Here is a 21,284-nt window from a genome sequence, read left to right on the forward strand (position 1 = left end):
GCCACSAGCGMCMTCGCCTTCGCGTCCACAGCCGTTCCGGCACCGTTGCCGGCCCCGGTCAGCCGGACCTTCGCTGTGACCTGGCCCGGCAGATCGCACCGCTCGGCGAGCCGGACAGCGGCGGCGAGCCCGCCGTACCCGAGAACGGACGCATCATCGGCTGCCGCGAAGGTCGCCGCTGGGGTATGGGAGGATTTCACTTACGAAGTGCCTTGCTGATCGTGCGTGCTGGAAGCGTAGAGAACTCCCATCATCGCAGGTCACAAGGCACTTCCTCGTTCCAGCACCAGCCCCGGCCCGGGGTTACACGGTGGATCCAGGTTGAGGTGGCAGGTGGGGACCATGTTCTTCGTCGCGGAATCCGTTTCCGCCTCCACCAGGGAATTTCATTGTGCAGTTGAGCAATTCCTGGAAAAGCTTGCTCCAGGGGCGCCCTTCGCCGCAGCTTTCATGGAGCATAGTGAAGGATATCGACTGGGAGGAACCTGGTTCCCGGCATGCGACGTCAGCCAGGCGGACATCGGCGCCAGCATCAGACGCTTCACCGACTCCGTGCAGACCTACAGGATCGGCAAACCGGGGGAGGTGCGTCCGGGCTACACGTCCATCATCCTGGCTTGCGGATTCCGGTGAGTGGGTAGCTCTTGGATGGCCGTTCCGTGGAAGTGCGGGGCGGGTGAGGGGGGACGGGGTGCAGATCAAGCCGCGGCAGCATCTGCTGGACATCTGGCGGGCAGCGGCCCGCCATTCGTTCGAGGACGGAAAGCTCGTCCGGGGGGAGACCGACGGGCTGAGCTCCGTCGCGGACGCGGAACGCCTGCTCTGCCTGCTGTACCCCGCCACCGAGGTTCCCGCGTTCCGCCTCGACCAGCCCGACACCACGGAGAGGGACGTCCTGGGGGCATTGGAGCGGCTCGGCAGCCGACTGGAGATCCCTCCCCACTTGATCACCGCGCTGGCCCAGTTCATGCGCACCCACACAGGGCCGGACGACAGCCCCGTCTTCGCCGGTGGACACTACTTCAGGACGGATGACCCCCAGCGGAAACTCACCCACGAGCAGAGCCAGTTGGGCATCGTCGACTCCTACTCCATGTCCGTCACGCTCTGCCTGGCCACCCTGGGATTCCTCAAGGTCTACGAGAACAGCACCACCCGTCCCGAGATGCGCAGGGCGGTCGGTGAGCTGAGAGAGGCCACCAACACCCGGCTCACCGCCGCGATGGTCAGCCTGCTGCGCTCCTTCACCGTCAACGTCTTTGACGCCGAGTCCGAGCAGGGTCGGCGGCTGATCCAGGTCATCGGGCAGAACAAGCAGTCCGACCGGGCCGTCCTCCAGCAGTTCTCCGGCAGGTTCCGCCCGCTGCGCGCCACGATCATCGAAGGCCTCAGCCGCGGCATCGAGGTCGACGAGAGCATCCGGGACGAGAGCCGGCTCTTCGAGTGCGGCTGGGCCTGGGGCGTGGTGAAGGACGCGCCGACCGTCGTCGACCTGGACGTCCCGGTCAAGGGTCAGCCCGACGGCATCGCCGACCCGCTGCCCTACGTGTACTTCACCGTCGTCGCCCTGGACGGCATCCAGGACCTGTTCTCCGAGCGCACCCTCACCCTGGGGCTGCTCGACGCCGACCAGCAGAAACTCGCCGAGGCGTTACGCCTGCGCTGGGAACTCAGCCAGCAGTACTGGTCGGCCATCGCCCGATTCGGTACCGGGCGCTGGCCCTTGGAGGACCTCCCCTGGCAGACCACCGGTCTGCAACTGGAGTCGGAGTATTTTTCCCTCACCGCGGCGGCCATCCTCGTCCACGACCTGGTCCGCCGGAAGGCGACCGACGACGACCTCACCCGCACCGTCGCCATCATGGAACGCCTTGCCGACAGAGGCCGGGTCACCAGCCGTATGAGCAGGAACGACCCCGCGGTCGGGCTGCACAACCCAGGGGTCACCATGCCGCTCGCCGGATCGGAACGGTCCGGCGGGCCGCTCCAGTGGCGGATGACCGATTTCTCGGCACAACTCCTCAAACGGATCATCCAGCTCGCGGAGCTCTCCCGGAACGTCGACGCACAGGACCGTCTGCTGCGCCTGGCTGAAGAGGCATTCGAGCACCTGTGGAACCGGCGGATCGAGGAGGGTGAAGGGGCCGGCCTCTGGGACAACGCGGCAGCCGTCTTCCCGGACGCGGCCGTCGGTCGGCGCCTCTCCTGGAGCATCACCAAGCGTGTCACCGAGTGTCTGGTAGCCGCCCGCAACCTGTACGAGCAGCAGCCCATCCGCAGTCCCGAACTCGCTCAGCTGGCCCGTGAGCTGCTCAGCGAGGCCACCCACCTGTTCGGCAAGGAACAGCTGGAGGCCTCCACCGCCGACGGAAGCCGGAGCCGGGCCATGCGGAGCATCGAGAGCCGGCTGGACCGTGCCCGGAGCCTGGTCGACGACCGGCCCGCGACCGCGTTCGCGCTGGCCCTGCCCGTGCTCCAGGAACTCGACACCCTGGCCCAGGCTCGCGGTGCTGCCGCAGAGGAGATGTGAGCCGTGCTCGTCTTCGCCGCCTCCGACAAAGGAGGCACCGGTCGCTCGGTCACCAGCGCCAACCTGGCCTATCAGCGCGCCCTCACCGGTGACCACGTGGCCTACGTGGACCTTGACTTGGGCTCGCCCACGGCCGCCGCCGTTTTCGACGTACCGGGCGCGATGCGCGGCACCGAGGAGCGGGGCCTGCACTCCTACCTGGAGGGCGAGGTCACGGAACCGGCCAGGATCGACGTCTGGCGGCAGACCGAGCATCCCCTGCTGCGGGCCCGGCCGAACCGGTCCGGCCGCCTGGTGCTGTTTCCCGGCGACGTCGGCGGCGGCGAGTTCGCCACCGGCGAGGAAGCCCTCGAGCGGTGCGTCGATCTGCTGTTACGGCTGAACGGCGAGTTCGACCTCATCGTCGTCGACCTGAGCGCCGGCCGGAGCTACGCGGTCGACATGGTCCTCACCGCGACGGCACACCCCCGGATGCGGTATGTCCCATTCCGCTGGCTGGTCTTCCACCGCTGGACCCGGCAGCACGTGATCGCCGCCGCAGGTCTCGTCCACGGGGACCACGGGATCATCAAGGGTGGTGTCGAACGAGGGCACGACGAGGAAGGACTTCGGGGTGCTGTCCGCTTCGTGCGGGCAGCCGTACCCCATCCGGATTCGCCGCTGTGGTCTCACGGCTCGCCCGCCCAGGCAGCCTGGATGCAGTCCTCTGACGAGGCGCTGCGCCGACTCGCCGCTGAACATCGCATCGGTGACAGCGTGGTGCTCGGTGTCGTACCCCTGGAACCCATCCTGCAGTGGCGCGAACAGTTGATCACCGACGAGGACGTGCTTTCCACCCAGATCGCCAACAAGGAGACGCTGGAGGCGCTGGAGGAGATCGCACGGCGCTTGACCGACGACGATTACTGGGGGTGGCCGTGACGGAGGCGGTGTTCCGCGAGGCGGCCGCCGAGCCACGGACCCAGGCGGTCCCGCTGTCCCACCTCTCACTGGAACTCGGCCACCTCTACATGGAGGACTTCGAGGCCGGTCCAAGACACCTGCGGCAGCGCTTCGAACGCGTACGCCCCTGGGCGGAGGCGGCACGCGCCGCCGCGGCGGCCGAGACCGGTGGCAAACGCCCCCGGATCAGCACGTGCTTCCTCGTCGACGACTACTTCGCACGTTTCGCCGGGCCCGCCGAGGTCGTCCCCATGTTGCTGGAGGAGGCCGGACGGGCCGGGCTTGACGTCGACTACCTGGCCCGCGAGTCCGGCTGCGCCGTCGCGGGGCAGGTGCCGGTCGCCGAAGCCGTGGCCCGGCGGATCGTCGAGGAGCCACCACCGGGCAGCTACGGCCTGCGCCCGCCGACCGCGCAGACCGGCTGGCTCGCCAACGGTGAACGCGGGCCCGTCATGCGCGTCCCGCAGGCCATGAAGAAGGTCGCCGCCTGGTCCCCGCCCAAGGAAACCGCCGCCCGCCGCCACTCCGTCTTCGCGGACGTCGAACTGTGGGACGAGGGCCCCGACGGACATCGCACTTGGTCCTGCCCCTTCCTCGCCGCGGTGTGGCAGCTCGCCCGCCTCGGACTGCTGCGCAACGAGGGCAGGGCCGTGCTCGTGCCCCAGCCGCACACCCATACCGACTTCCCCGAGGAATGGGACGAATTGCCCGAGCTGGTCCGGCTCAACCCCCGGGCGAACCCGTTTGCCGCCTACCGGACCTGCTCGGTGCTGCCCAACCACTTCCTGGCCGTCGAACACGCCGTCCGCGTGATTCTCGACCAGATCGAGGTCGACCCCGGAGCACTGGCCCAGGCCGCCGACCGCTCCACCCAGGAGGACGCGGCCGTCCCCGCCTCGGTGGCCGACCGCGTCTCCTACGTCTTCCACGCGGGGCAGTGACATGACGCCGGGGGAGAGGCCACCGCCCGTCGTGCTCACCTGTGGGGAGGTCCGCACCTGTCTGCTGCCCGCCCTCCAACCTCTCGACAGCCGTGCCACCGCCCAGTTCCTCACACTGCGGGGCGACGAACGGGTCCTGCTCTCCGAACGCCCCAACCTCTACGGCCGTTCCGCCGAAATCCTCACCGGCATCGACTGCGCCCTGCCCAGCGGCAACGGCGCCAAGGTCCGGGCCGTCGGCACCGTTGCCGCGCGGGCCTCCCTCACAGAGGGGCGCGTCCTGCAGAGCTCCGCCCACTTCCGAATGCCTGCCGCTGGGCCCGATCACCGACAACCCTGGGGCCACCACCTCGTACGCCCCGGACTGGTCGAGCCGTTCGGAAAACTACCGCACGAGTCCGTCGCCGAGGGGTTGCTGAACGGGGGCCGGCCTCGCGAACTCGACGTCGGACCGGTCGCCGACGGACTGCTCACACGCGTGCTGCGCCACCCCCTGCTCGACCAGCGCCCGCCTCTGAGGTCCCGTCCCACCAGGCTGCGCTGGGTGGCTGTGTCCACCGAGCGCGACGAGGCGCCGTGCATCGAGCGGTTCACCCTCGCCGAGGACGAACTGCGTACGGTGCGGCTACGCGTCCCCGTCGGCACCCCCGGCGCCGACATCGCCGTGCTGTGCGAGGATCTCGCCCTGCACGACTGGCTGCTCACCACAGTCGTCCGCATCCTCGACGGTATCCGGCCGGGCGGCGGGCAGCCCCGCTCCCGGCCGGCGCCCGAAGCGGGCCAGGACCATCGCGGCGTCGTCACGGCACTCCGGCCCGCCGTCGATCACCTGCTGCATCTGTGGATGCCGCGGGCCCGTGTGTCGCGCACGCTCGTCCCGCTCTGGGACACCCTGGAGGACCACCCCGGCTTCACCCAGCAGTGGCGGACCCTGGTGCAGCGCATGCGCGATCAACTGGCAATGCATACGCTTCAGTTGCTCGTGGAGGTGCCGACTCGGCACTGACCGGGAATCATGCTGTGGACACCTGACGGGGGGAGACGGACATGCACGGAGCACCGCCCACACCCGGCCCGGCTGCGGGCGGGTTGCGCATCGCGCCCATTGTGCTCAAGATCCTTGTCACCATCGTGGTGAGCACGGGTGCCTACGTGCTCACGAACCTGCTGAACCAGTCCGGCGACGAACTGTGGAAGATCGCGGTTTCCGTCGTGATCGGCGGTTCCGCACTCATCGTGCAGTACATGGTTGACTTTGAGCAGCGGCTGGGGGCGGTCGAGGCCGGTCACAGAGAGCGGAGCCGGGAGCTCGAAGCACAGTTCAACAAACTCAGTGAGGCAGCCGGGCTGCTGAGCGAGCTGGATCAGTCAGGTATGAGCACCAGCGATGCCAGGCGACTCATCAAGAGTCTGAACCGGGTGGGGCAGCAGGGACCGGAGATCGTCAAGGCCTTCGCCCGGTCCGAGGTGGAGAGCCTTGCCTCTGTCGTCACCGACCTGACGAGCATGACCGCACACTGGCCGCGGGACAACAACGAGTGGCTCATCAGGCTCACCGAATGCGCCCGGCGCACCATCCACGCCACCAGCAGCTCCGTCGACCAGCCTTTCTGGAACACGGACTCGGCGGGCCCGTACTTGGATGCCCAAACGGAGGCGATGAGTGCTCGAGGTGTGACGATCCAAAGGCTTTTCATGATCAAGGAAGAAGAGGAAGCCGACCCGGACTTCATGCGACGGTTCACGAGACTCTGCCGGGCTCAGCGTGACACGGGCATCAGCGTGCGGTTCCTCACCCTGCCGCTTCCGGAGGGGGCGAGACTGAGGTCGGTGGTGGCGCGGGACGTCGTGATCTTCGACAGCGAACTGTATTTGGAGTTCGAGCCGGACCGGCAGGAGGGAAATGTCCAGACCCGACTCGATGCGGAGGGACGCCGAGTCGACGGACAAGTGAGGACGTTCAACACCCTGTGGGCGACCGCCACAGAGCTTGACCACCGACCGGCCTCCTCGTCGGGGGGCTCCGCGTGACAGCGCTCTTCTCCGTGACACGAGCGGAGCATGGCCGGGTTACTCCCCGGGGAGTAGTCCCGCTTCTCGACCGCCTCACGCAGTAGCGCTCGACTCGGCCTCACGCCTGACGAAGTGGGCGCCTTCCGCCGGGAGTCTGGATACCGATCCAGACACCGGACCGGAGGGGAGCCCGTCTCATGGGGGCCGCAACGATACGTACTGGGCGACGACGCGTCGTGCCCTGGGTGGTGGTCGGGCTGTGGCTGGCCGCGCTCGTGCTGGTCGGGCCGCTGGCCGGGAAGTTCAGCGATGTGCAGCAGAACCGGGCCGTCGACTACTTGCCCGGCAGCGCCGACTCCACCCAGGTCGCCCGCATCCAGGACGAGTTGCCCGGCGGGGAGTCGACCGACCTGGTGATCGTCTATCACCGGGACGGCGGGCTGACTGCGGCCAACCGGCGGACCGCCGCCGAGCAGGTCGCCGAAGTGGCGGACACCCACGAGCTGTCGGGCGAGCCGCGGGGCGTTCCCTCCGAGGACGGCAGCACCCTCATGTACCCGGTCTCCAGCACCGGGCCCGGCCAGGACGAAGAGGCACGCAACGCCTTCGTCGACGAGGTGCGCGAGATCGCCGACAGTGCCGGCAGCGGCGGGCTGAGCGTCGAGGTCGGCGGGCCCGGCGCGCTCCAGACGGACATGGGCAAGGTGTTCGAGACGATCGACGGCACCCTGTTGTTCGCCACCCTCGGCGTCGTCACCGTCCTGCTCGTCCTGATCTACCGCAGCCCGTTCCTGTGGCTGGTCCCGCTCACCGTGGCGGGCGCGGCGGCGGCCCTCGCGATGGCCGCCGGATACGGGCTCCACGAACTGTTCGACGTCACGATCACCGGCCAGAGCGGCGGCATCATGACCGTGCTCGTCCTCGGCGCCGGCACCGACTACGCGCTGCTGCTCGTCTCCCGGTACCGCGAGGAACTGCGCCGCCACGAACGCCCCCACGACGCCATGCGCACCGCCCTGCGCGGCTGCGGACCGGCGATCCTCGCCTCCTCCGGCACCGTCGCCGCCGGACTGCTGTGCCTGCTCGCCGCCGACCTCAACAGCAGCAGCGGCATGGGACCCGTCGGCATGATCGGCGTGCTCGCCGCGCTGGTCGCGATGACCACCCTGCTGCCCGCCGTGCTGGTCCTGCTCGGGCGGCGCGTGTTCTGGCCGCTGATCCCCGCCTACGGCAGCGAACCCAGGGCCCGTCGCTCGCTGTTCGCCGCCATGGGCACCTCCGCCGCCCGCCGGCCCGCCGCCGTCCTCGCCGGCGGGGCCGTCCTCCTCGGCGCCCTCGCGCTCGGCACCCTCAACCTCGGCGGCGACCTCAAACAGGAGGACTCCTTCACCGACCGGCCGGAGTCCATCACCGCGATGCGGACCCTGGCCGAGAAGTACCCCGACCGCAGCAGCCGCCCCGTCACCCTGATCGCCCCCACCGACCGGGCCGCCGCCGCACTGGAGACGGCCCGCACCACCGACGGTGTGGCGGACGCGGCCGCCGGACGCAGCGGCGGGGGCTGGACCGAGATCTCCGTGTTCCCCACCGCCGCACCCGAGTCGCCCGGCGAGACCCGCACCATCGAAGCCCTGCGCGCCGGACTCGACGACCACGGCACCTACGTCGGCGGCCCCAGCGCCCAGCAACTCGACCTCGCCGACGCCGAGTCCCGGGACCGCTCGGTGATCGTGCCGCTGGTGCTCGCCGCGGTGTTCGTCGTCCTCGTGCTGCTGCTGCGCAGCCTGATCGCACCGCTGCTGCTGCTCGCCGCCGTGGTCGCCGTGTGGGGCGCGACCCTCGGCATCGGCGGACTCGTCTTCGAGCCGCTGTTCGGCTTCGCGGGCACCGACCCCGGACTCGGTCTGCTCTCCTTCGTCTTCCTCGTCGCCCTCGGCGTCGACTACGGCATCTTCCTCATGCACCGGATGCGCGAGGAGTCCCTGGCGGGCGCCGAACCCGAGGCCGCCGCGCTCACCGCGCTGCGCACCACCGGCGGGGTGATCGCCTCCGCGGGCGTCGTCCTCGCCGCGACCTTCGCCGTACTGACCACACTCCCGCTGGTGGGCCTGGTCGAACTCGGCTTCGTCATCGCGGTCGGCGTCCTGCTCGACACGTTCCTCGTCCGCACCTACCTGGTGACCACCGCGAGTGTGCTGCTGCGCCGCTGGATGTGGTGGCCCGGCAGGCTCTCCCGGCCCGCCCCGAAGCCGGTACGGGAGGACCGGGGGGACCGTGAGGGCAACGCGGAACGGGAGCCGGAGCCCGCGCGGTAGGCAGACGGCCGGCACCGCACCGGCGCACAGACGAAAGGGTGCCCCTCCCTCACGGAGGGGCACCCTCCTCCCGGAGGATGAACCCGTGCAGGCAACCACGACCACGGCCCCCGCACCGCCGCCCCCGACGAAGGCCACGGCGGCCGAGCGGCCGCGCCTCGGCGAGCGGATCGTGGCGGCGATCCACCGCGACCCGCTCACCGCACCGCACGCCGTCCGCAACGACGCCGTGCTGGCCGTCCTCCTCGCCGTGCTCGCGACCGTCCTCGCGCTGGTCGGCGACCAGGGGCGCCGACCCGACGCGCTCGGCTGGACCCTGCTGCTCGCCGCCCACGTGCCCCTGGTGTGGCGCCGTCGCCGGCCGCTGCTGGTGCTGCTGTGCGTCCTGGCGCTGGTCGCGCCGTACCACGCGCTCGACAACAACCACGTCGCGCCCGTCGCCGCGACCATGGTGCCGCTCTACACCATCGCCGCGACCGGCCCGCCGCGCCGCACCCTCTGCCTCGGCTCGCTCGTCATCTGCGGCACGCTCCTGCTGAACGCGCTCACCAACCCCGACGGCTTCGTGGAACTGCTCCGCATCACCGGCTGGGTCGTCGCCGTGCTGGTCTCCGGTGTCGACGTCCGTTACTACCGGCAGTACGTCGCCGCCATCGTCGAACGGGCCGAACGGGCCGAACGGACCCGCGAGGAAGAGGCCCGCCGCCGGGTCGCCGAGGAACGCCTGCGCATCGCCCGCGACCTGCACGACCTGCTGGCCCACAGCATCACCCTCATCGGCGTGCAGACCTCCGTCGCCGCGCACGTCCTGGCCGCCGACCCCGAACGGCTGGACCGGCGGACCGTCGCCAAGGCCCTCGACGACATCGCCGACACCTGCCGGACGGCCCGCGGTGAACTCCGCACCACCCTGGAGGTGTTGCGCGAGCACGGCGCGGGCGACGCCCGGGGCCCGCTGCCCGGCCTCGACGGCGTGCCCGACCTGGTGGAGGCCGCCCGCCTGGCGGGCGCCCGCGTCGAGCACTCCGGCCGGTTCGGCGCCGTGCCGCCCGCCGTCGGCGCCGCCGCGTACCGCATCGTGCAGGAGGCGCTGACCAACGCGGTCCGGCACGCGGGCCCCGAGCCGTTCGTCCGCGTCGACCTGCGCACGGAGAACGGCGCCCTGTACCTGTCCGTCACCGACGACGGCGCCGGCCCGGACCCGGACGGCGCCCCCGGATTCGGGCTGGTCGGGATGCGGGAACGGGCCCGCAGCGTGGGCGGCACACTCGACGCCGGAGCCCGCGCGGGAGGCGGCTTCCAGGTGACCGCGACCCTGCCGCTGACCACACCCGCCCCCACGGCCGCCACCATCGCGGAAGGAACCCGGACCGCATGACCATCCGCGTACTGCTCGCCGACGACCAGACCCTCGTACGGGAGGCGTTCGCCCTGCTCGTCGAGTCGGCGTCCGACATGGAGGTCGTCGGCCAGGCCGCCACCGGCCGCGAAGCGGCCGAACTGGCCCGCACCCGGCGCGCCGACCTCGTCGTCATGGACATCCGGATGCCCGACCTCGACGGCATCGAGGCCACCCGGCTGATCGCCGCCGAGGAGGACCTCGCCGGGGTGAAGGTGCTCGTCCTCACCACCTACGACACCGACGAGAACATCGTGGAGGCGCTGCGCGCCGGCGCCTCCGGCTTCCTGGTCAAGGACACCAGGCCCGCCGAACTCCTCGACGCCATCCGCACGGTGGCCGCCGGGGAGGCGCTGCTGTCGCCGGGGCCCACCGCGCGGCTGATCGAGCGGTTCCTGCGCAGTCCGGCGATGCCGGTGACGGCGGGCCCCGAATGCCTGTCCGACCGCGAGCGGCAGGTGCTCACGCTGGTCGCACGCGGGCTCAACAACACCGAGGTGGCGGAGGCGTTGGGGCTGAGCCCGCTCACGGCGAAGACCCATGTCAGCCGGATCATGGGCAAGCTGGCGGCCCGCGACCGGGCCCAACTGGTCATCGTGGCCTACGAGTCGGGCCTGGTGGCACCGGGCACACCGTGACCGGCGACGCCGTCGCTCAGAGGGCGTGAGCCAGCCAGCGCTGGATCGTGCTGTTGATGTTGCCGGGCAGGGCGCTGAGTCGGTCGATGGCCTCGCGGTCCTCGGGCCGGGGCGGGATGCCGGCCGCGGTCAGGGCCGCGTGCAGCTCCAGACGGCGCCGGTCCTGCGGGTCGATGGCGACGTCCAGCCGTTCACCCGGGTGCGGCGGCGTCAGGTGGTAGTCACCGAAGCTGCTCCCGTCGAGGGCGTAAGGGTCGACGAAGGCACGGTGGTTGGTGCCGAACTCGTAAGCGGAGGCGGTCACGTGGATCTCCAAAGGATGTCGGTCTACCTCACAGGAGACCGTCTCGGAGCCCGCCTCGGTGGCACCCCCGCCGAAATGTCACGCCAACAGCGCCATAGCCAGTTCATCCTCCCGTCGGACCAACAGCCCGGTGAGAGAAGGGAGATGGGGGTGACGCTCTGTGTGCCCGCTTCGACAACCGCATTCGTACGCTTCGACGGCTCTACCCGCAAACGCGTGAATTGAACCGTTCGCGCACAACTGCTCCACATCCTCGCAGGTCGTACACGCGAACAACGTGAACGACCTCAAGGGGAACCCATGAACCAGCACCACTCTCAGCAGCAGCCCGGATGGGACGGCTCTCATCATCCGGCAGGTGCTCCGGCGCCCCAGCCGCCGAAGAGGCGCGGGGTCAGCAAGGTCATCGGCCTCGGCTGTGCCGGCATCCTCGGCCTGATCCTCGTCGTCAGCGTCGCCGCCACTGTGATGGACGGGGGTTCCGACTCCACGGACACCGGCAAGAAAGACAGGGCCGTTGCTGCCGAAGAAGCGAAGGAGGAGCCCGCCAAGGGCGGGCCGGGGGAGGGGGCGAAGAGTCAGGCCGAGGAGTTCCGGGCCTGTGTCGCCGAGTCCGGCACGCCCACGGAGAAGGAGGCCGTGAAGCACGTCACCAAGGTGACCGGCGCCGACAAGCGCAACGACATCCTCGACTCGGCCGAGGTTTTCACGGACTTCTCCGGCGGCCTGACCGGTCCGCACGCGGGTGAAGGCACGCTGATCGCCTCGGCGTTCACGTCGTGCTACGAATCCGAGAACGGACTGGTCACCGTGTACGGCAAGGACGGCGAACCGCTCGCCACCGGGAACTATTGATCCACTCGTGGCCGCACGGCCTCGGTGGGGCATCCTCCAAAGAACTCGTTGCAAAGGAAGCGTTGCAACGGGTTCTTTGGAGCGATACCGTTGGTGTCATGGACGGCTCCCAGGACCCGCAGCTCCACAGTCTCGACGCCCGCTCGCTGCGCGGGCTCGCGCATCCCCTGCGGATGCGGTTGCTGAACGCACTACGACACGGGGGGCCGGCCACCGCGTCGCAACTGGCCGCGAAACTGGGGGAGTCCAGCGGCGCGACCAGCTACCACCTGCGCCAGCTCGCCGCGCACGGCTTCGTCGAAGACGCGCCGGAGCGCGGCAAGGGACGGGAGCGGTGGTGGCGGGCGGTCCACCGGGGCGTGCTGTTCGACGGAACGCTGCTCGAGGACCGTGACCCCGAGGTGCGCGGCGCCGCCGACCTGTACCTGCACGAGGCTGCGAACACCCACACCCGGGAAGTCGCCACCTGGCTCGGTACCCGCCACGACTGGTCCGAGCAGTGGAGACGCTCCTCGGACATGAGCGACTGGACGCTGAGCCTCACCCCCGAACTCGCCCGTGAACTCGGCGAGAAGATGTACGAGCTCATAGAGAGCTACCGGAGCCTGGCCCTCGACGAGGGCACCCCGGACGTCGAGCAGGTGCGCATCCACACGCACGTCATCCCCACCCGCACGGACTGAGAGGCCGCCCGATGCACTCCGATACCCACCTCGCGTTGCACCACATCCGCGACACCGAACTCCGTGCGCAGGCCGAGGCGTACCGTCTCGCCGCCTCCGTCGGACACCCCCGGGCCCTCCGGGCCCGCCTCGGCTGGACCCTCGTGGAGTTAGGCCTGCGGCTCGCCGACGCCCCCAGGACGGCAGTCACCGCGGCCTAGCGGCGTCACCGGTCCCCGGCGGGGCGTTCGCCGACGGCGCCTATGAACTCCGTCCAGGCTGCCGCCCCGACCACCAGCACGGGCCCGCCGGCCACTTTGCTGTCCCGGACGGGGATGACACCGGGGACGCCGTCGGCGACCATGACACATTCCTCGCCGCCGCTGCCGCCGCTGTAGGTGCTTTTGCGCCAGCATGCGTTGGTCAGGTCGTACTCGCACATCGTCTGTAGCCCTCCGCCGCTGCTTCGATCATGGCCAGAGACGCCTCTCGTGACAGAGCTGCGGCCCTGAGGAGATCGTAATCCGCTCGGATTTTCCTCACTACTGCCGGATCGTCCAGCAGACTGCCTGACAGCACCCCCTCTGTATAGGCGGTCGGCGGCGCGTCCTCGAACTCCTTGAGCGTCATCATCTTGCCCATCTGCGGATGTGCCCCGACGGAGAACGGAACCACCTACACCAGAGCCTTGCGGGCGCGGGCCGTCTCTGAGATGTGGTCGAGTTGCTCGGCCATCACCGCGGATCCGCCGACCGGTACACGCAGTACCGCCTCATGCAGGACGACCCAATACACCGGCCGGGTAGCGTCCTTGAGGAGCTGAACACGGTTCATGCGGAGGCCGACCATCTCATCGATGTATCCGTCCGTGGCGAGCGGATTGCTTGCCGTATAGATGGCCCGGGCATACGCGGGTGTCTGGAGGAGGCCGGGGACCACTGCGGGCGCCCAGTCACAGATGCTCGTTGCCAGCCGCTCCAGTTCTGCTGCATGTGCAAAGTACTCGGCGTACCGCTGTTCCTTGATGAGCTGTGCGCCACAGCCGTTCGAAAAAGCCGTCGGTTTGCAGTGTGTCGTCGATTCGCTGGGCCACGTCCAGTTGGGGTTTTCGGATGGCTTGTTCGAATTGGCCGATGTAACCGCCGGAGACGAACACCCGCGAGCCCAGTTCCACCTGCGTGAACCCTGCCTCCTCCCGGCGGCGCTTCAGTTCCGCGCCGAAGAACTCCCATGCCGCTTGGCGTGAACCGTTGGCCATTGCTGAACCCTTTCTCAAGCTTTTTTCATAGCCCGTTATTTGTAGGCCGCAACCCCCTTCCGAGTGTAGGTTCCGGCGGGCACCTTAAGGACCGGAAGCGTGAATGCCGAAAAGAAGGGGATGAGGGTGAAGGCACAGCACTCGGCGCTCTGCGTCGAAGAAGCGGAGGAAGTGGTGAAAGAGTTGCGGGCGTTACTCGCGAAGACCGGAATTACCCTGCCGTCACTGGGGCTGGACCCGGTGAGTCTTGCGCGGGAGGCGCCCTGTCCGCTCGTCGACCTGGGGCGGTGCTCCGTGGACACCGCACGGCGGATCGCGGCCGCGATGGCCGCGGCGGCGCGATGAGACCGCCGGTCGGCGTGTACGTCGTGGACACCCGGACCGGGCGGATCGGCATCGTGATGGGCCACGAGGGGCCCTACGTCCAGCTGAGACCGTACGGCGGCGGCCGGGAGTGGGACGCCGAACCGGACGCCCTGCGCCGGGCGACCCCCGCCGAGCGGTTGCGCGCGGCGACCGCGTACGCCAACGCGCGCAGCCGGGGGGAGCTTCCCTGAGCCAGGGGCCCTGAGCTGTGCCTGATCGTCCGGCGGGCCCGTCCGGCACGGTCCGCCGGACGGGCCCCGACCGCGTGACGGGGGAGCCCCGGGCGTACGCGAGAATGGGGGCATGAGTCTGTTCCGCGACGACGGCATCGTGCTGCGCACCCAGAAGCTGGGTGAAGCGGACCGGATCATCACGCTGCTCACGCGCGGTCACGGACGCGTACGCGCCGTGGCGAGGGGCGTGCGCCGGACGAAGTCCAAGTTCGGTGCCCGCCTCGAACCGTTCTCGCACGTGGACGTGCAGTTCTTCGCCAAGGGCAGCGAGCTGATCGGGCGCGGCCTCCCGCTGTGCACCCAGAGCGAGACCATCGCGCCGTACGGCGGCGGGATCGTCACCGACTACGCCCGCTACACCGCCGGAACGGCCATGCTCGAGACCGCCGAGCGGTTCACCGACAACGAGGGCGAGCCGGCCGTGCAGCAGTACCTGCTGCTCGTGGGCGCCCTCAGGACCCTCGCCCGCGGTGAGCACGCGCCGCATCTCGTCCTCGACGCGTTCCTGCTGCGCTCCCTCGCCGTCAACGGCTACGCCCCGAGCTTCGGGGACTGCGCGAGGTGCGGGATGCCCGGGCCGAACCGGTTCTTCTCGGTCGGGTCCGGCGGTTCCGTCTGCGCCGACTGCCGGGTGCCCGGCAGCGTCGTACCCTCGCCGGAGGCCCTGGAACTGCTCGGCGCGCTGCTGACGGGGGACTGGGAGACCGCGGACGCGTGCGAGGAGCGGCACGTCCGGGAGGGGAGCGGGCTGGTGTCCGCCTACCTGCACTGGCATCTCGAGCGCGGGCTGCGCTCACTCCGGTACGTCGAGAAGTAACCAGAACCCAGCTAGAGGGAGACGAGGAAGCACATGGCCGTACGCGGGTTCCTGGGGCGTCAGCGCCGGGAGTACAAGACGCCGGAACCGCACCCCTCCGGCGCGCGGCCCCCGAAGTTCCCCGGTGAGCTGGTCCCCAAGCACGTGGCGATCGTCATGGACGGCAACGGCCGCTGGGCCAAGGAACGGGGACTGCCGCGCACCGAGGGGCACAAGGTCGGCGCCGAGCGGGTGCTGGACGTGCTCCAGGGCGGGATAGAGATGGGTGTCGGCGCCATCTCGCTGTACGCCTTCTCCACCGAGAACTGGAAGCGCTCGCCGGAAGAGGTGCGCTTCCTGATGAACTTCAACCGGGACTTCATCCGCAAGTCCCGTGACGAGCTCGACGAACTCGGGATCCGGGTGCGCTGGGTGGGCCGGATGCCCAAGCTGTGGAAGTCGGTGGCCAAGGAGCTCCAGGTTGCCCAGGAGCAGACCAAGGACAACGACCGGCTCACGCTCTACTTCTGCATGAACTACGGCGGCCGCGCCGAGATCGCCGACGCGGCGCAGGCCATGGCCGAGGACGTGAAGGCGGGGCGCCTCGACCCGGGCAGGATCACCGAGAAGACCCTGCAGAACTACCTGTACTACCCGGACATGCCGGACGTGGACCTGTTCCTGCGGCCGAGCGGTGAGCAGCGCACGTCCAACTACCTGCTGTGGCAGAGCGCCTACGCGGAGATGGTCTTCCAGGACGTCCTGTGGCCGGACTTCGACCGCCGGGACCTGTGGCGGGCGTGCCTGGAGTTCGCCTCCCGCGACCGGCGTTTCGGCGGTGCGATCCCGAACGAGGAGCTGCTGGCCATGGAGGGCGAGCAGCCGCAGGAGAGCGGGCGGTAACGGGGACGGGCGGGACCACGAAGGGCGCGGAGATCGTCTCCGCGCCCTTCGCCGTGTCCCGCGTCCGCGACCTCAGTCGTCGCGGCCGGCCGCCGCGCACTCCGCGCAGGTGCCGAAGATCTCCACCGTGTGGGCCACGTTGACGTAGCCGTGTTCGGCGGCGACGGCCTCCGCCCAGGTCTCCACGACCGGGCCCTCGACCTCGGCCGCCTTGCCGCAGGTGCGGCAGACCAGGTGGTGGTGGTGCTCGCCGGTGGAGCAACGGCGGTAGACGGACTCACCGTCGGCGGTCCGCAGCACGTCCACCTCGCCGGCCTCGGCGAGGGACTGCAGGGTGCGGTACACCGTGGTGAGCCCCACCGAGTCGCCCTTGTGCTTGAGCATGTCGTGCAGTTCCTGCGCACTGCGGAACTCGTCGACATCCTGGAGCGCAGCCGCCACAGCGGCCCGCTGCCTGGTGGCGCGGCCCTTCACGGGCGGTCCAGCGGTGGTCACCGGTTTCCTCCTCACGTCCGACTCTGCCGCGGCCATTGTGCCAGTCCGGGGAAGATCCGGGCCGGGAGCAGTCAGGCGTCGGCCTCGCCGGTGGCGTCCCGGCCGGCCGGGACCGCGCATTCCGCGGGGTCCGGGACGGGCTGCGCGGCGGCCAGGGCACGGGCGCGGCGGCGGGCCAGCGGGGTGGCCAGCGCGGTCAGCACGATGAACGCGGCGATCGTCAGCAGCACGATCGTCGCGCCGGGCGGCACGTCCTGGTAGTACGAGGTGACCGTGCCGCCGATGGTCACGGTCACGCCGATGGCGACGGCGACGGCGAAGGTGGCGGCGAAGCTGCGGCTGAGCGCCTGGGCGGCGGCGACGGGCACCACCATCAGCGCGCTCACCAGCAGCAGGCCGACCACGCGCATCGCGACGGTGACGGTGACCGCCGCCGTGACGGCGGTGAGCAGGTTCAGGAACCGCACCGGCAGGCCCGTGACCCGTGCGAACTCCTCGTCCTGGCTGACCGCGAACAGCTGGCGGCGCAGACCGAGGGTGACCAGCACGACGAAGGCGGCCAGCAGGCAGATGGCCGTGACGTCGGACTCGGAGACCGTCGACAGGGAGCCGAAGAGGTAGGAGGTGAGGTTCGCGTTGGACCCGGTCGGGGCGAGGTTGATGAACATGACACCGCCCGCCATGCCTCCGTAGAAGAGCATGGCGAGGGCGATGTCGCCGCGGGTCCTGCCGTACCAGCGGATCAGTTCCATGAGGACGGCGCCGAGGACGGAGACCAGGGCCGCCATCCACACCGGCGACCAGGAGAGCAGGAAGCCGAGGCCGACGCCGGTCATCGCGACGTGTCCGATGCCGTCGCCCATGAGGGCCTGGCGGCGCTGTACGAGGTAGATGCCGATCGCGGGGGCGGTGATGCCGACCAGGACGGCCGCCAGCAGCGCCCGCTGCATGAAGGCGTAGTTCAGGATTTCCATGGATCAGCTCAGCAGTCCGGTGCGGATCGGTTCGGCGCCCGCGGGTGCGTGCGGGTGGACGTGGTCGTGGCCGGGCTGGGGGTCCCCCCTGCTCGAACGCAGTTGAGAGCTTGGGGGAGTGCTGGCCGCCGCCTGCGGGGGCGGGCCGTCGTGTACGACGCAGCCGTCGCGCAGCACGACCGCCCGGTCGATCAGGGGCTCCAGCGGACCCAGCTCGTGCAGGACGAGCAGCACGGTGGTGCCCTTCGCGACCTGCTCGCGCAGCGTCTCGGCGAGCACTTCCTGGCTGGCCAGGTCGATGCCCGCCATCGGTTCGTCCAGGATCAGCAGCTCGGGTTCGGCGGCGAGCGCGCGGGCGATCAGGACCCGCTGGTGCTGGCCGCCGGAGAGGGCGTCCACCGAGTCCTTCGCCCGGTCGGCCATGCCGACCAGGTCCAGGGCGCGGTGCACGGCCTCGCGGTCGGCCTTGCGGAACACGCCGAAGCGGGTGCGGGAGAGCCGGCCGGAGGAGACCACCTCGGTCAGCGTGGCGGGCACGCCGCTCGCGGCCGTGGTGCGCTGCGGTACGTACCCCACGCGCGCCCAGTGGCGGAACCGGCGCTGCGGGGTGCCGAACAGCTCGACCTCGCCGGCACCGACCGGCACCTGGCCGATGACGCTGCGCACGGCCGTCGACTTGCCGGAGCCGTTGGCGCCGAGCAGGGCGACCACCTCGCCGCGGTGCACGGTGAGGTCGATGCCGCGCAGGACGGGGCGCGAGCCGAGCTCGGCGTGGGCGCTGCGCAGGGATATGACGGGCTCGGTGCTCATGCTGCCGTCCTCATGCCGGTGTCCTTCCGGTGGTTCGAGTGGGTCACTCGGCGCCCAGCGCCGTCTGCAGGGCCCGCAGGTTGGACTCCATGACCTGGAAGTAGTCGTCGCCGCGGGACTTGTCGGTGATGCCCTCGAGCGGGTCGAGGACGTCCGTCCTGAGTCCGGCGTCGCGGGCGATGGTCTTCGCCGTCCTGTCGCTGATCAGCGTCTCGTAGAAGACGGTGGTCACCCCGTCGGCCTTGGCGGTCTCGGTGAGCTGCTTCACGCGCGCCGCGCTGGGCTCGGCCTCGGGGGCGAGGCCGTTGATGGCCTCCTCGGTCAGGCCGTAGCGCGCGGCGAGGTGGCCGAAGGCGGCGTGGGTGGTGACGAAGACGTCGGTCTTCCGGTGCTCGAGGCCGGTCTTGAACTCGGCGTCGAGGTCGTTCAGCTTGCCGACCAGGGCCTCGGTGTTCTTCTTGTAGTCGGTGGCGTGGTCGGGGTCGGCCTTCTGGAAGGCCTTGCCGACGCCCTCGGCGATCTCGGCGTACTTGGCCGGGTCGAGCCAGACGTGGGGGTCCCGGCCGTCGTGGCTGTGGCTGTGCCCGTGCTCGTCGCCATGCCCGTGCTCGTCGTCGTGGCCGTGGTCGTCCTCGTGGCCGCCGGTCCCGGGAGCGTGGTCGAGGGAGGTCAGCGTGGCCGCGTCGATCTTCGTGCGCACACCGGACTGGCCGATGGCCTCGTCGACGGTGGGCTGCAGGCCCTTGAGGTAGAGCGCCGCGTCGGTCTCCTCGAGCTGCGCGGTCTGCTTGGCGCTGATCTCCAGGTCGTGCGGTTCCTGGCCGGGCTGGGTCAGACTGGTGACGTTCACATGGTCGCCGCCGATCTGCTCGGCGAGGAAGGCCATGGGGTAGAAGGAGGCGACGACGTCGAACTTGTCGGTGTTGCCCACGGCCGCGCTGCTGCCGGAGGAGCAGGCGGACAGGGCGCCGAGGGCGGCTGCGGTGACCGCGGTCGCCGCAGCCGCGGGTATGAGGCGTCGTCGTACGTTCATGACACCCATTTTCAACAAACATGGAAACCGTTGTCAACAAGCTGGGTGAGAGGCCTGCGGCAGGCCCTAATTGGTCCAGGAGCAGGGCCCGCCGGTAGCCTGAGAACTTCGCTGGAAGCAATCTCGCTTCGTCGCCCGTCGTCGTAATGAAGAGAGCACCGTGGCCGCCGACAAGATCGACACCATCGTCAGCCTGAGCAAGCGCCGAGGCTTCGTATTCCCCTGCAGTGAGATCTACGGCGGCCAGCGTGCCGCCTGGGACTACGGGCCGCTGGGTGTCGAGCTCAAGGAGAACCTCAAGCGCCAGTGGTGGCGCTACATGGTGACTTCGCGTGAGGACGTGGTCGGCATCGACTCGTCGGTGATCCTGGCCCCCGAGGTGTGGGTCGCCTCCGGTCACGTCGCCACCTTCACGGACCCGCTCACCGAGTGCACCGCCTGCCACAAGCGGTTCCGCGCGGACCACCTGGAAGAGGCGTACGAGGAGAAGAAGGGCCGCGCCCCCGAGAACGGCCTCGCCGACGTCAACTGCCCGAACTGCGGCAACAAGGGCCAGTTCACCGAGCCCAAGCAGTTCTCGGGTCTGCTCTCCACCCACCTCGGCCCGACCCAGGACTCCGGCTCCGTCGCCTACCTGCGCCCCGAGACCGCCCAGGGTATCTTCACCAACTTCGCCCAGGTGCAGACCACTTCGCGCCGCAAGCCGCCGTTCGGCATCGCCCAGATCGGCAAGTCCTTCCGCAACGAGATCACGCCCGGCAACTTCATCTTCCGCACCCGCGAGTTCGAGCAGATGGAGATGGAGTTCTTCGTCAAGCCGGGCGAGGACGAGCAGTGGCAGGAATACTGGATGGAGCAGCGCTGGAACTGGTACACCGGCCTCGGCATGCGCGAGGAGAACATGCGGTGGTACGAGCACCCGAAGGAGAAGCTCTCCCACTACTCCAAGCGCACCGCTGACATCGAGTACCGCTTCCAGTTCGGCGGCAGCGAGTGGGGCGAGCTGGAGGGCGTCGCCAACCGCACCGACTACGACCTCGGCGCCCACTCCAAGGCCTCCGGCCAGGACCTCTCCTACTTCGACCAGGAGGCCGGCGAGCGCTGGACGCCGTACGTCATCGAGCCGGCGGCCGGTCTCGGCCGGGCGATGCTCGCCTTCCTGCTCGACGCCTACGTCGAGGACGAGGCGCCCAACGCCAAGGGCAAGCTGGAGAAGCGCACGGTGCTGCGCCTCGACCCGCGCCTGGCCCCGGTCAAGGTCGCGGTGCTCCCGCTCTCCCGCAACCCGGAGCTGTCGCCGAAGGCCAAGGGCCTCGCCCAGACGCTGCGGCAGCACTGGAACATCGAGTTCGACGACGCCGGTGCCATCGGCCGCCGCTACCGCCGCCAGGACGAGATCGGTACGCCGTTCTGCGTCACGGTCGACTTCGACACCCTGGACGACAACGCGGTGACGGTGCGCGAGCGCGACACCATGAAGCAGGAGCGGGTCTCCCTCGACCAGATCGAGGGCTACCTGGCGAGCCGCCTGATCGGCTGCTGACGTCGTAGCACCGCGACTCCGTCGAACCCGCCCCGGGCAGCGCCTCCCGCGCCGCCCGGGGCGGTTCACGTTCCCGTGGGGTCCACCGTCGCCTGGTGGGCCCGGGCCAGATGTTCCTCCGCCTTCAGCCGGGGCAGGAACCGGGCGCGTCTGCGCCAGTCGCACGTCTCGCAGCTGATCGTGCGCCGCCCCCAGGTGCGCCGGATCCGTACGACGTGTTCCCGGCCGTGCTGGTCCCAGCGGCGGACCTTGCTCGTGTCGCTCTGCGGCATGC

At 69.9% G+C, this 21,284-nt stretch carries 24 protein-coding genes and 2 pseudogenes; 17 read left to right on the forward strand and 9 right to left on the reverse strand.

The genetic code is table 11. The features are described from left to right. Positions 1-200: pseudogene (locus DIZ27_RS46495) on the reverse strand (IS1380 family transposase); the annotation flags it as partial. 142 nt (positions 201-342) lie between these two features. Here DIZ27_RS46495 and DIZ27_RS14215 point away from each other — a divergent pair. The 9 genes from DIZ27_RS14215 (at position 343) to DIZ27_RS14255 (ending at position 10,778) form a co-directional block, all read left to right on the forward strand. Further along, positions 343-633 (forward strand): hypothetical protein, encoded by a 291-nt coding sequence (locus tag DIZ27_RS14215; protein ID WP_146228941.1) that lies wholly within the window; start codon positions 343-345, stop codon positions 631-633. Between the two features lie 58 nt (positions 634-691). Next, on the forward strand, positions 692-2,530 hold the full coding sequence (locus DIZ27_RS14220; RefSeq protein WP_109378773.1) for an SCO2524 family protein: 1,839 nt from the start codon (positions 692-694) through the stop codon (positions 2,528-2,530). Positions 2,531-2,533: 3 nt separating this feature from the next. Further along, positions 2,534-3,451, forward strand: a complete 918-nt coding sequence (locus tag DIZ27_RS14225) for an SCO2523 family variant P-loop protein (protein WP_109378774.1) — start codon at positions 2,534-2,536, stop codon at positions 3,449-3,451. After that, on the forward strand, positions 3,448-4,413 hold the full coding sequence (locus DIZ27_RS14230; RefSeq protein WP_181383537.1) for an SCO2522 family protein: 966 nt from the start codon (positions 3,448-3,450) through the stop codon (positions 4,411-4,413). The genes DIZ27_RS14225 and DIZ27_RS14230 overlap by 4 nt, the downstream gene beginning before the upstream one ends. A gap of 1 nt (position 4,414) precedes the next feature. Continuing rightward, positions 4,415-5,419, forward strand: a complete 1,005-nt coding sequence (locus tag DIZ27_RS14235; RefSeq protein ID WP_109378775.1) for an SCO2521 family protein — start codon at positions 4,415-4,417, stop codon at positions 5,417-5,419. Positions 5,420-5,460: 41 nt separating this feature from the next. Next, complete coding sequence (locus tag DIZ27_RS14240) at positions 5,461-6,444, forward strand: DUF6879 family protein (RefSeq protein WP_146228942.1); 984 nt, start codon at positions 5,461-5,463, stop codon at positions 6,442-6,444. Positions 6,445-6,623: 179 nt separating this feature from the next. Next, complete coding sequence (locus DIZ27_RS14245) at positions 6,624-8,741, forward strand: MMPL family transporter (RefSeq protein ID WP_109378777.1); 2,118 nt, start codon at positions 6,624-6,626, stop codon at positions 8,739-8,741. Between the two features lie 85 nt (positions 8,742-8,826). Next, positions 8,827-10,119 (forward strand): sensor histidine kinase, encoded by a 1,293-nt coding sequence (locus DIZ27_RS14250; RefSeq protein WP_109378778.1) that lies wholly within the window; start codon positions 8,827-8,829, stop codon positions 10,117-10,119. Continuing rightward, positions 10,116-10,778 carry a response regulator transcription factor gene (locus tag DIZ27_RS14255; RefSeq protein ID WP_109378779.1) on the forward strand — a complete coding sequence of 221 codons (663 nt, stop codon included), beginning with the start codon at positions 10,116-10,118 and terminating at the stop codon, positions 10,776-10,778. The genes DIZ27_RS14250 and DIZ27_RS14255 overlap by 4 nt, the downstream gene beginning before the upstream one ends. 16 nt (positions 10,779-10,794) lie before the next feature. Here DIZ27_RS14255 and DIZ27_RS14260 read toward each other — a convergent pair whose 3' ends face one another. Next, complete coding sequence (locus tag DIZ27_RS14260; protein ID WP_309074862.1) at positions 10,795-11,082, reverse strand: hypothetical protein; 288 nt, start codon at positions 11,080-11,082, stop codon at positions 10,795-10,797. Positions 11,083-11,382: 300 nt separating this feature from the next. Between DIZ27_RS14260 and DIZ27_RS14265 the strand changes: the two genes are divergently transcribed. The 3 genes from DIZ27_RS14265 (at position 11,383) to DIZ27_RS14275 (ending at position 12,820) form a co-directional block, all read left to right on the forward strand. Then, positions 11,383-11,937: a hypothetical protein gene (locus tag DIZ27_RS14265; RefSeq protein WP_109378780.1), complete on the forward strand. Its 555-nt coding sequence runs from the start codon at positions 11,383-11,385 to the stop codon at positions 11,935-11,937. Positions 11,938-12,035: 98 nt separating this feature from the next. After that, the gene (locus DIZ27_RS14270; protein WP_109378781.1) at positions 12,036-12,620 is read left to right on the forward strand and encodes a transcriptional regulator; all 585 of its coding nucleotides are present in this window, start codon (positions 12,036-12,038) and stop codon (positions 12,618-12,620) included. An 11-nt stretch (positions 12,621-12,631) separates the two neighbouring features. Further along, entirely contained in the window at positions 12,632-12,820 is a 189-nt protein-coding gene (locus DIZ27_RS14275; protein ID WP_109378782.1) for a hypothetical protein, read from the forward strand. Positions 12,821-12,825: 5 nt separating this feature from the next. Here the strand turns inward: DIZ27_RS14275 and DIZ27_RS14280 are convergent, their stop codons facing one another. After that, the gene (locus DIZ27_RS14280) at positions 12,826-13,041 is read right to left on the reverse strand and encodes a DUF397 domain-containing protein (protein WP_109378783.1); all 216 of its coding nucleotides are present in this window, start codon (positions 13,039-13,041) and stop codon (positions 12,826-12,828) included. Then, positions 13,023-13,857 (reverse strand): annotated as a pseudogene (locus DIZ27_RS14285) (helix-turn-helix transcriptional regulator). Before DIZ27_RS14285 ends, DIZ27_RS14280 begins: the two are co-directional and overlap by 19 nt. 126 nt (positions 13,858-13,983) lie before the next feature. On the opposite strand from DIZ27_RS14285, the gene DIZ27_RS14290 reads away from it, so the two are divergent. From DIZ27_RS14290 to DIZ27_RS14305, 4 genes are all read left to right on the forward strand, one after another. Beyond that, positions 13,984-14,202 (forward strand): hypothetical protein, encoded by a 219-nt coding sequence (locus DIZ27_RS14290; protein WP_109378993.1) that lies wholly within the window; start codon positions 13,984-13,986, stop codon positions 14,200-14,202. Further along, on the forward strand, positions 14,199-14,414 hold the full coding sequence (locus tag DIZ27_RS14295) for a hypothetical protein (RefSeq protein WP_109378784.1): 216 nt from the start codon (positions 14,199-14,201) through the stop codon (positions 14,412-14,414). Before DIZ27_RS14290 ends, DIZ27_RS14295 begins: the two co-directional genes overlap by 4 nt. A gap of 112 nt (positions 14,415-14,526) precedes the next feature. After that, positions 14,527-15,273 carry a DNA repair protein RecO gene (gene recO / locus DIZ27_RS14300; protein ID WP_109378785.1) on the forward strand — a complete coding sequence of 249 codons (747 nt, stop codon included), beginning with the start codon at positions 14,527-14,529 and terminating at the stop codon, positions 15,271-15,273. 33 nt (positions 15,274-15,306) lie between these two features. Continuing rightward, the gene (locus tag DIZ27_RS14305; protein ID WP_109378786.1) at positions 15,307-16,155 is read left to right on the forward strand and encodes an isoprenyl transferase; all 849 of its coding nucleotides are present in this window, start codon (positions 15,307-15,309) and stop codon (positions 16,153-16,155) included. Between the two features lie 72 nt (positions 16,156-16,227). Here the strand turns inward: DIZ27_RS14305 and DIZ27_RS14310 are convergent, their stop codons facing one another. The 4 genes from DIZ27_RS14310 to DIZ27_RS14325 all read right to left on the reverse strand — a co-directional run bounded on the left by DIZ27_RS14310 (position 16,228) and on the right by DIZ27_RS14325 (position 19,467). Then, positions 16,228-16,650 carry a Fur family transcriptional regulator gene (locus tag DIZ27_RS14310; RefSeq protein WP_109378787.1) on the reverse strand — a complete coding sequence of 141 codons (423 nt, stop codon included), beginning with the start codon at positions 16,648-16,650 and terminating at the stop codon, positions 16,228-16,230. A gap of 71 nt (positions 16,651-16,721) precedes the next feature. Continuing rightward, the gene (locus DIZ27_RS14315; RefSeq protein WP_109378788.1) at positions 16,722-17,624 is read right to left on the reverse strand and encodes a metal ABC transporter permease; all 903 of its coding nucleotides are present in this window, start codon (positions 17,622-17,624) and stop codon (positions 16,722-16,724) included. 3 nt (positions 17,625-17,627) lie between these two features. Next, positions 17,628-18,434, reverse strand: coding sequence for a metal ABC transporter ATP-binding protein (locus tag DIZ27_RS14320; RefSeq protein WP_109378789.1), 807 nt, complete (start codon positions 18,432-18,434; stop codon positions 17,628-17,630). 43 nt (positions 18,435-18,477) lie between these two features. After that, positions 18,478-19,467, reverse strand: coding sequence for a metal ABC transporter substrate-binding protein (locus DIZ27_RS14325; protein WP_109378994.1), 990 nt, complete (start codon positions 19,465-19,467; stop codon positions 18,478-18,480). Between the two features lie 160 nt (positions 19,468-19,627). Between DIZ27_RS14325 and DIZ27_RS14330 the strand changes: the two genes are divergently transcribed. Next, positions 19,628-21,010: a glycine--tRNA ligase gene (locus DIZ27_RS14330; protein WP_109378790.1), complete on the forward strand. Its 1,383-nt coding sequence runs from the start codon at positions 19,628-19,630 to the stop codon at positions 21,008-21,010. Between the two features lie 65 nt (positions 21,011-21,075). Here the strand turns inward: DIZ27_RS14330 and DIZ27_RS14335 are convergent, their stop codons facing one another. Next, positions 21,076-21,282 (reverse strand): hypothetical protein, encoded by a 207-nt coding sequence (locus DIZ27_RS14335; protein WP_109378791.1) that lies wholly within the window; start codon positions 21,280-21,282, stop codon positions 21,076-21,078. Positions 21,283-21,284: the final 2 nt, after the last annotated feature.

The sequence above is a fragment of the Streptomyces sp. NWU339 genome (genome assembly GCF_003143855.1).
Classification (GTDB): Bacteria; Actinomycetota; Actinomycetes; order Streptomycetales; family Streptomycetaceae; genus Streptomyces.

Coding starts and splice junctions, on each gene's coding strand:
- DIZ27_RS14215 (WP_146228941.1), top strand. CDS start 343: ATGTTCTTCGTCGCGGAATCCGTTTCCGCCTCCACCAGGGAATTTCAT.
- DIZ27_RS14235 (WP_109378775.1), top strand. CDS start 4,415: ATGACGCCGGGGGAGAGGCCACCGCCCGTCGTGCTCACCTGTGGGGAG.
- DIZ27_RS14240 (WP_146228942.1), top strand. CDS start 5,461: ATGCACGGAGCACCGCCCACACCCGGCCCGGCTGCGGGCGGGTTGCGC.
- DIZ27_RS14245 (WP_109378777.1), top strand. CDS start 6,624: ATGGGGGCCGCAACGATACGTACTGGGCGACGACGCGTCGTGCCCTGG.
- DIZ27_RS14255 (WP_109378779.1), top strand. CDS start 10,116: ATGACCATCCGCGTACTGCTCGCCGACGACCAGACCCTCGTACGGGAG.
- DIZ27_RS14265 (WP_109378780.1), top strand. CDS start 11,383: ATGAACCAGCACCACTCTCAGCAGCAGCCCGGATGGGACGGCTCTCAT.
- DIZ27_RS14270 (WP_109378781.1), top strand. CDS start 12,036: ATGGACGGCTCCCAGGACCCGCAGCTCCACAGTCTCGACGCCCGCTCG.
- DIZ27_RS14275 (WP_109378782.1), top strand. CDS start 12,632: ATGCACTCCGATACCCACCTCGCGTTGCACCACATCCGCGACACCGAA.
- DIZ27_RS14280 (WP_109378783.1), bottom strand. CDS start 13,041: ATGTGCGAGTACGACCTGACCAACGCATGCTGGCGCAAAAGCACCTAC.
- DIZ27_RS14295 (WP_109378784.1), top strand. CDS start 14,199: ATGAGACCGCCGGTCGGCGTGTACGTCGTGGACACCCGGACCGGGCGG.
- recO (WP_109378785.1), top strand. CDS start 14,527: ATGAGTCTGTTCCGCGACGACGGCATCGTGCTGCGCACCCAGAAGCTG.
- DIZ27_RS14305 (WP_109378786.1), top strand. CDS start 15,307: ATGGCCGTACGCGGGTTCCTGGGGCGTCAGCGCCGGGAGTACAAGACG.
- DIZ27_RS14315 (WP_109378788.1), bottom strand. CDS start 17,624: ATGGAAATCCTGAACTACGCCTTCATGCAGCGGGCGCTGCTGGCGGCC.
- DIZ27_RS14320 (WP_109378789.1), bottom strand. CDS start 18,434: ATGAGCACCGAGCCCGTCATATCCCTGCGCAGCGCCCACGCCGAGCTC.
- DIZ27_RS14325 (WP_109378994.1), bottom strand. CDS start 19,467: ATGAACGTACGACGACGCCTCATACCCGCGGCTGCGGCGACCGCGGTC.
- DIZ27_RS14335 (WP_109378791.1), bottom strand. CDS start 21,282: ATGCCGCAGAGCGACACGAGCAAGGTCCGCCGCTGGGACCAGCACGGC.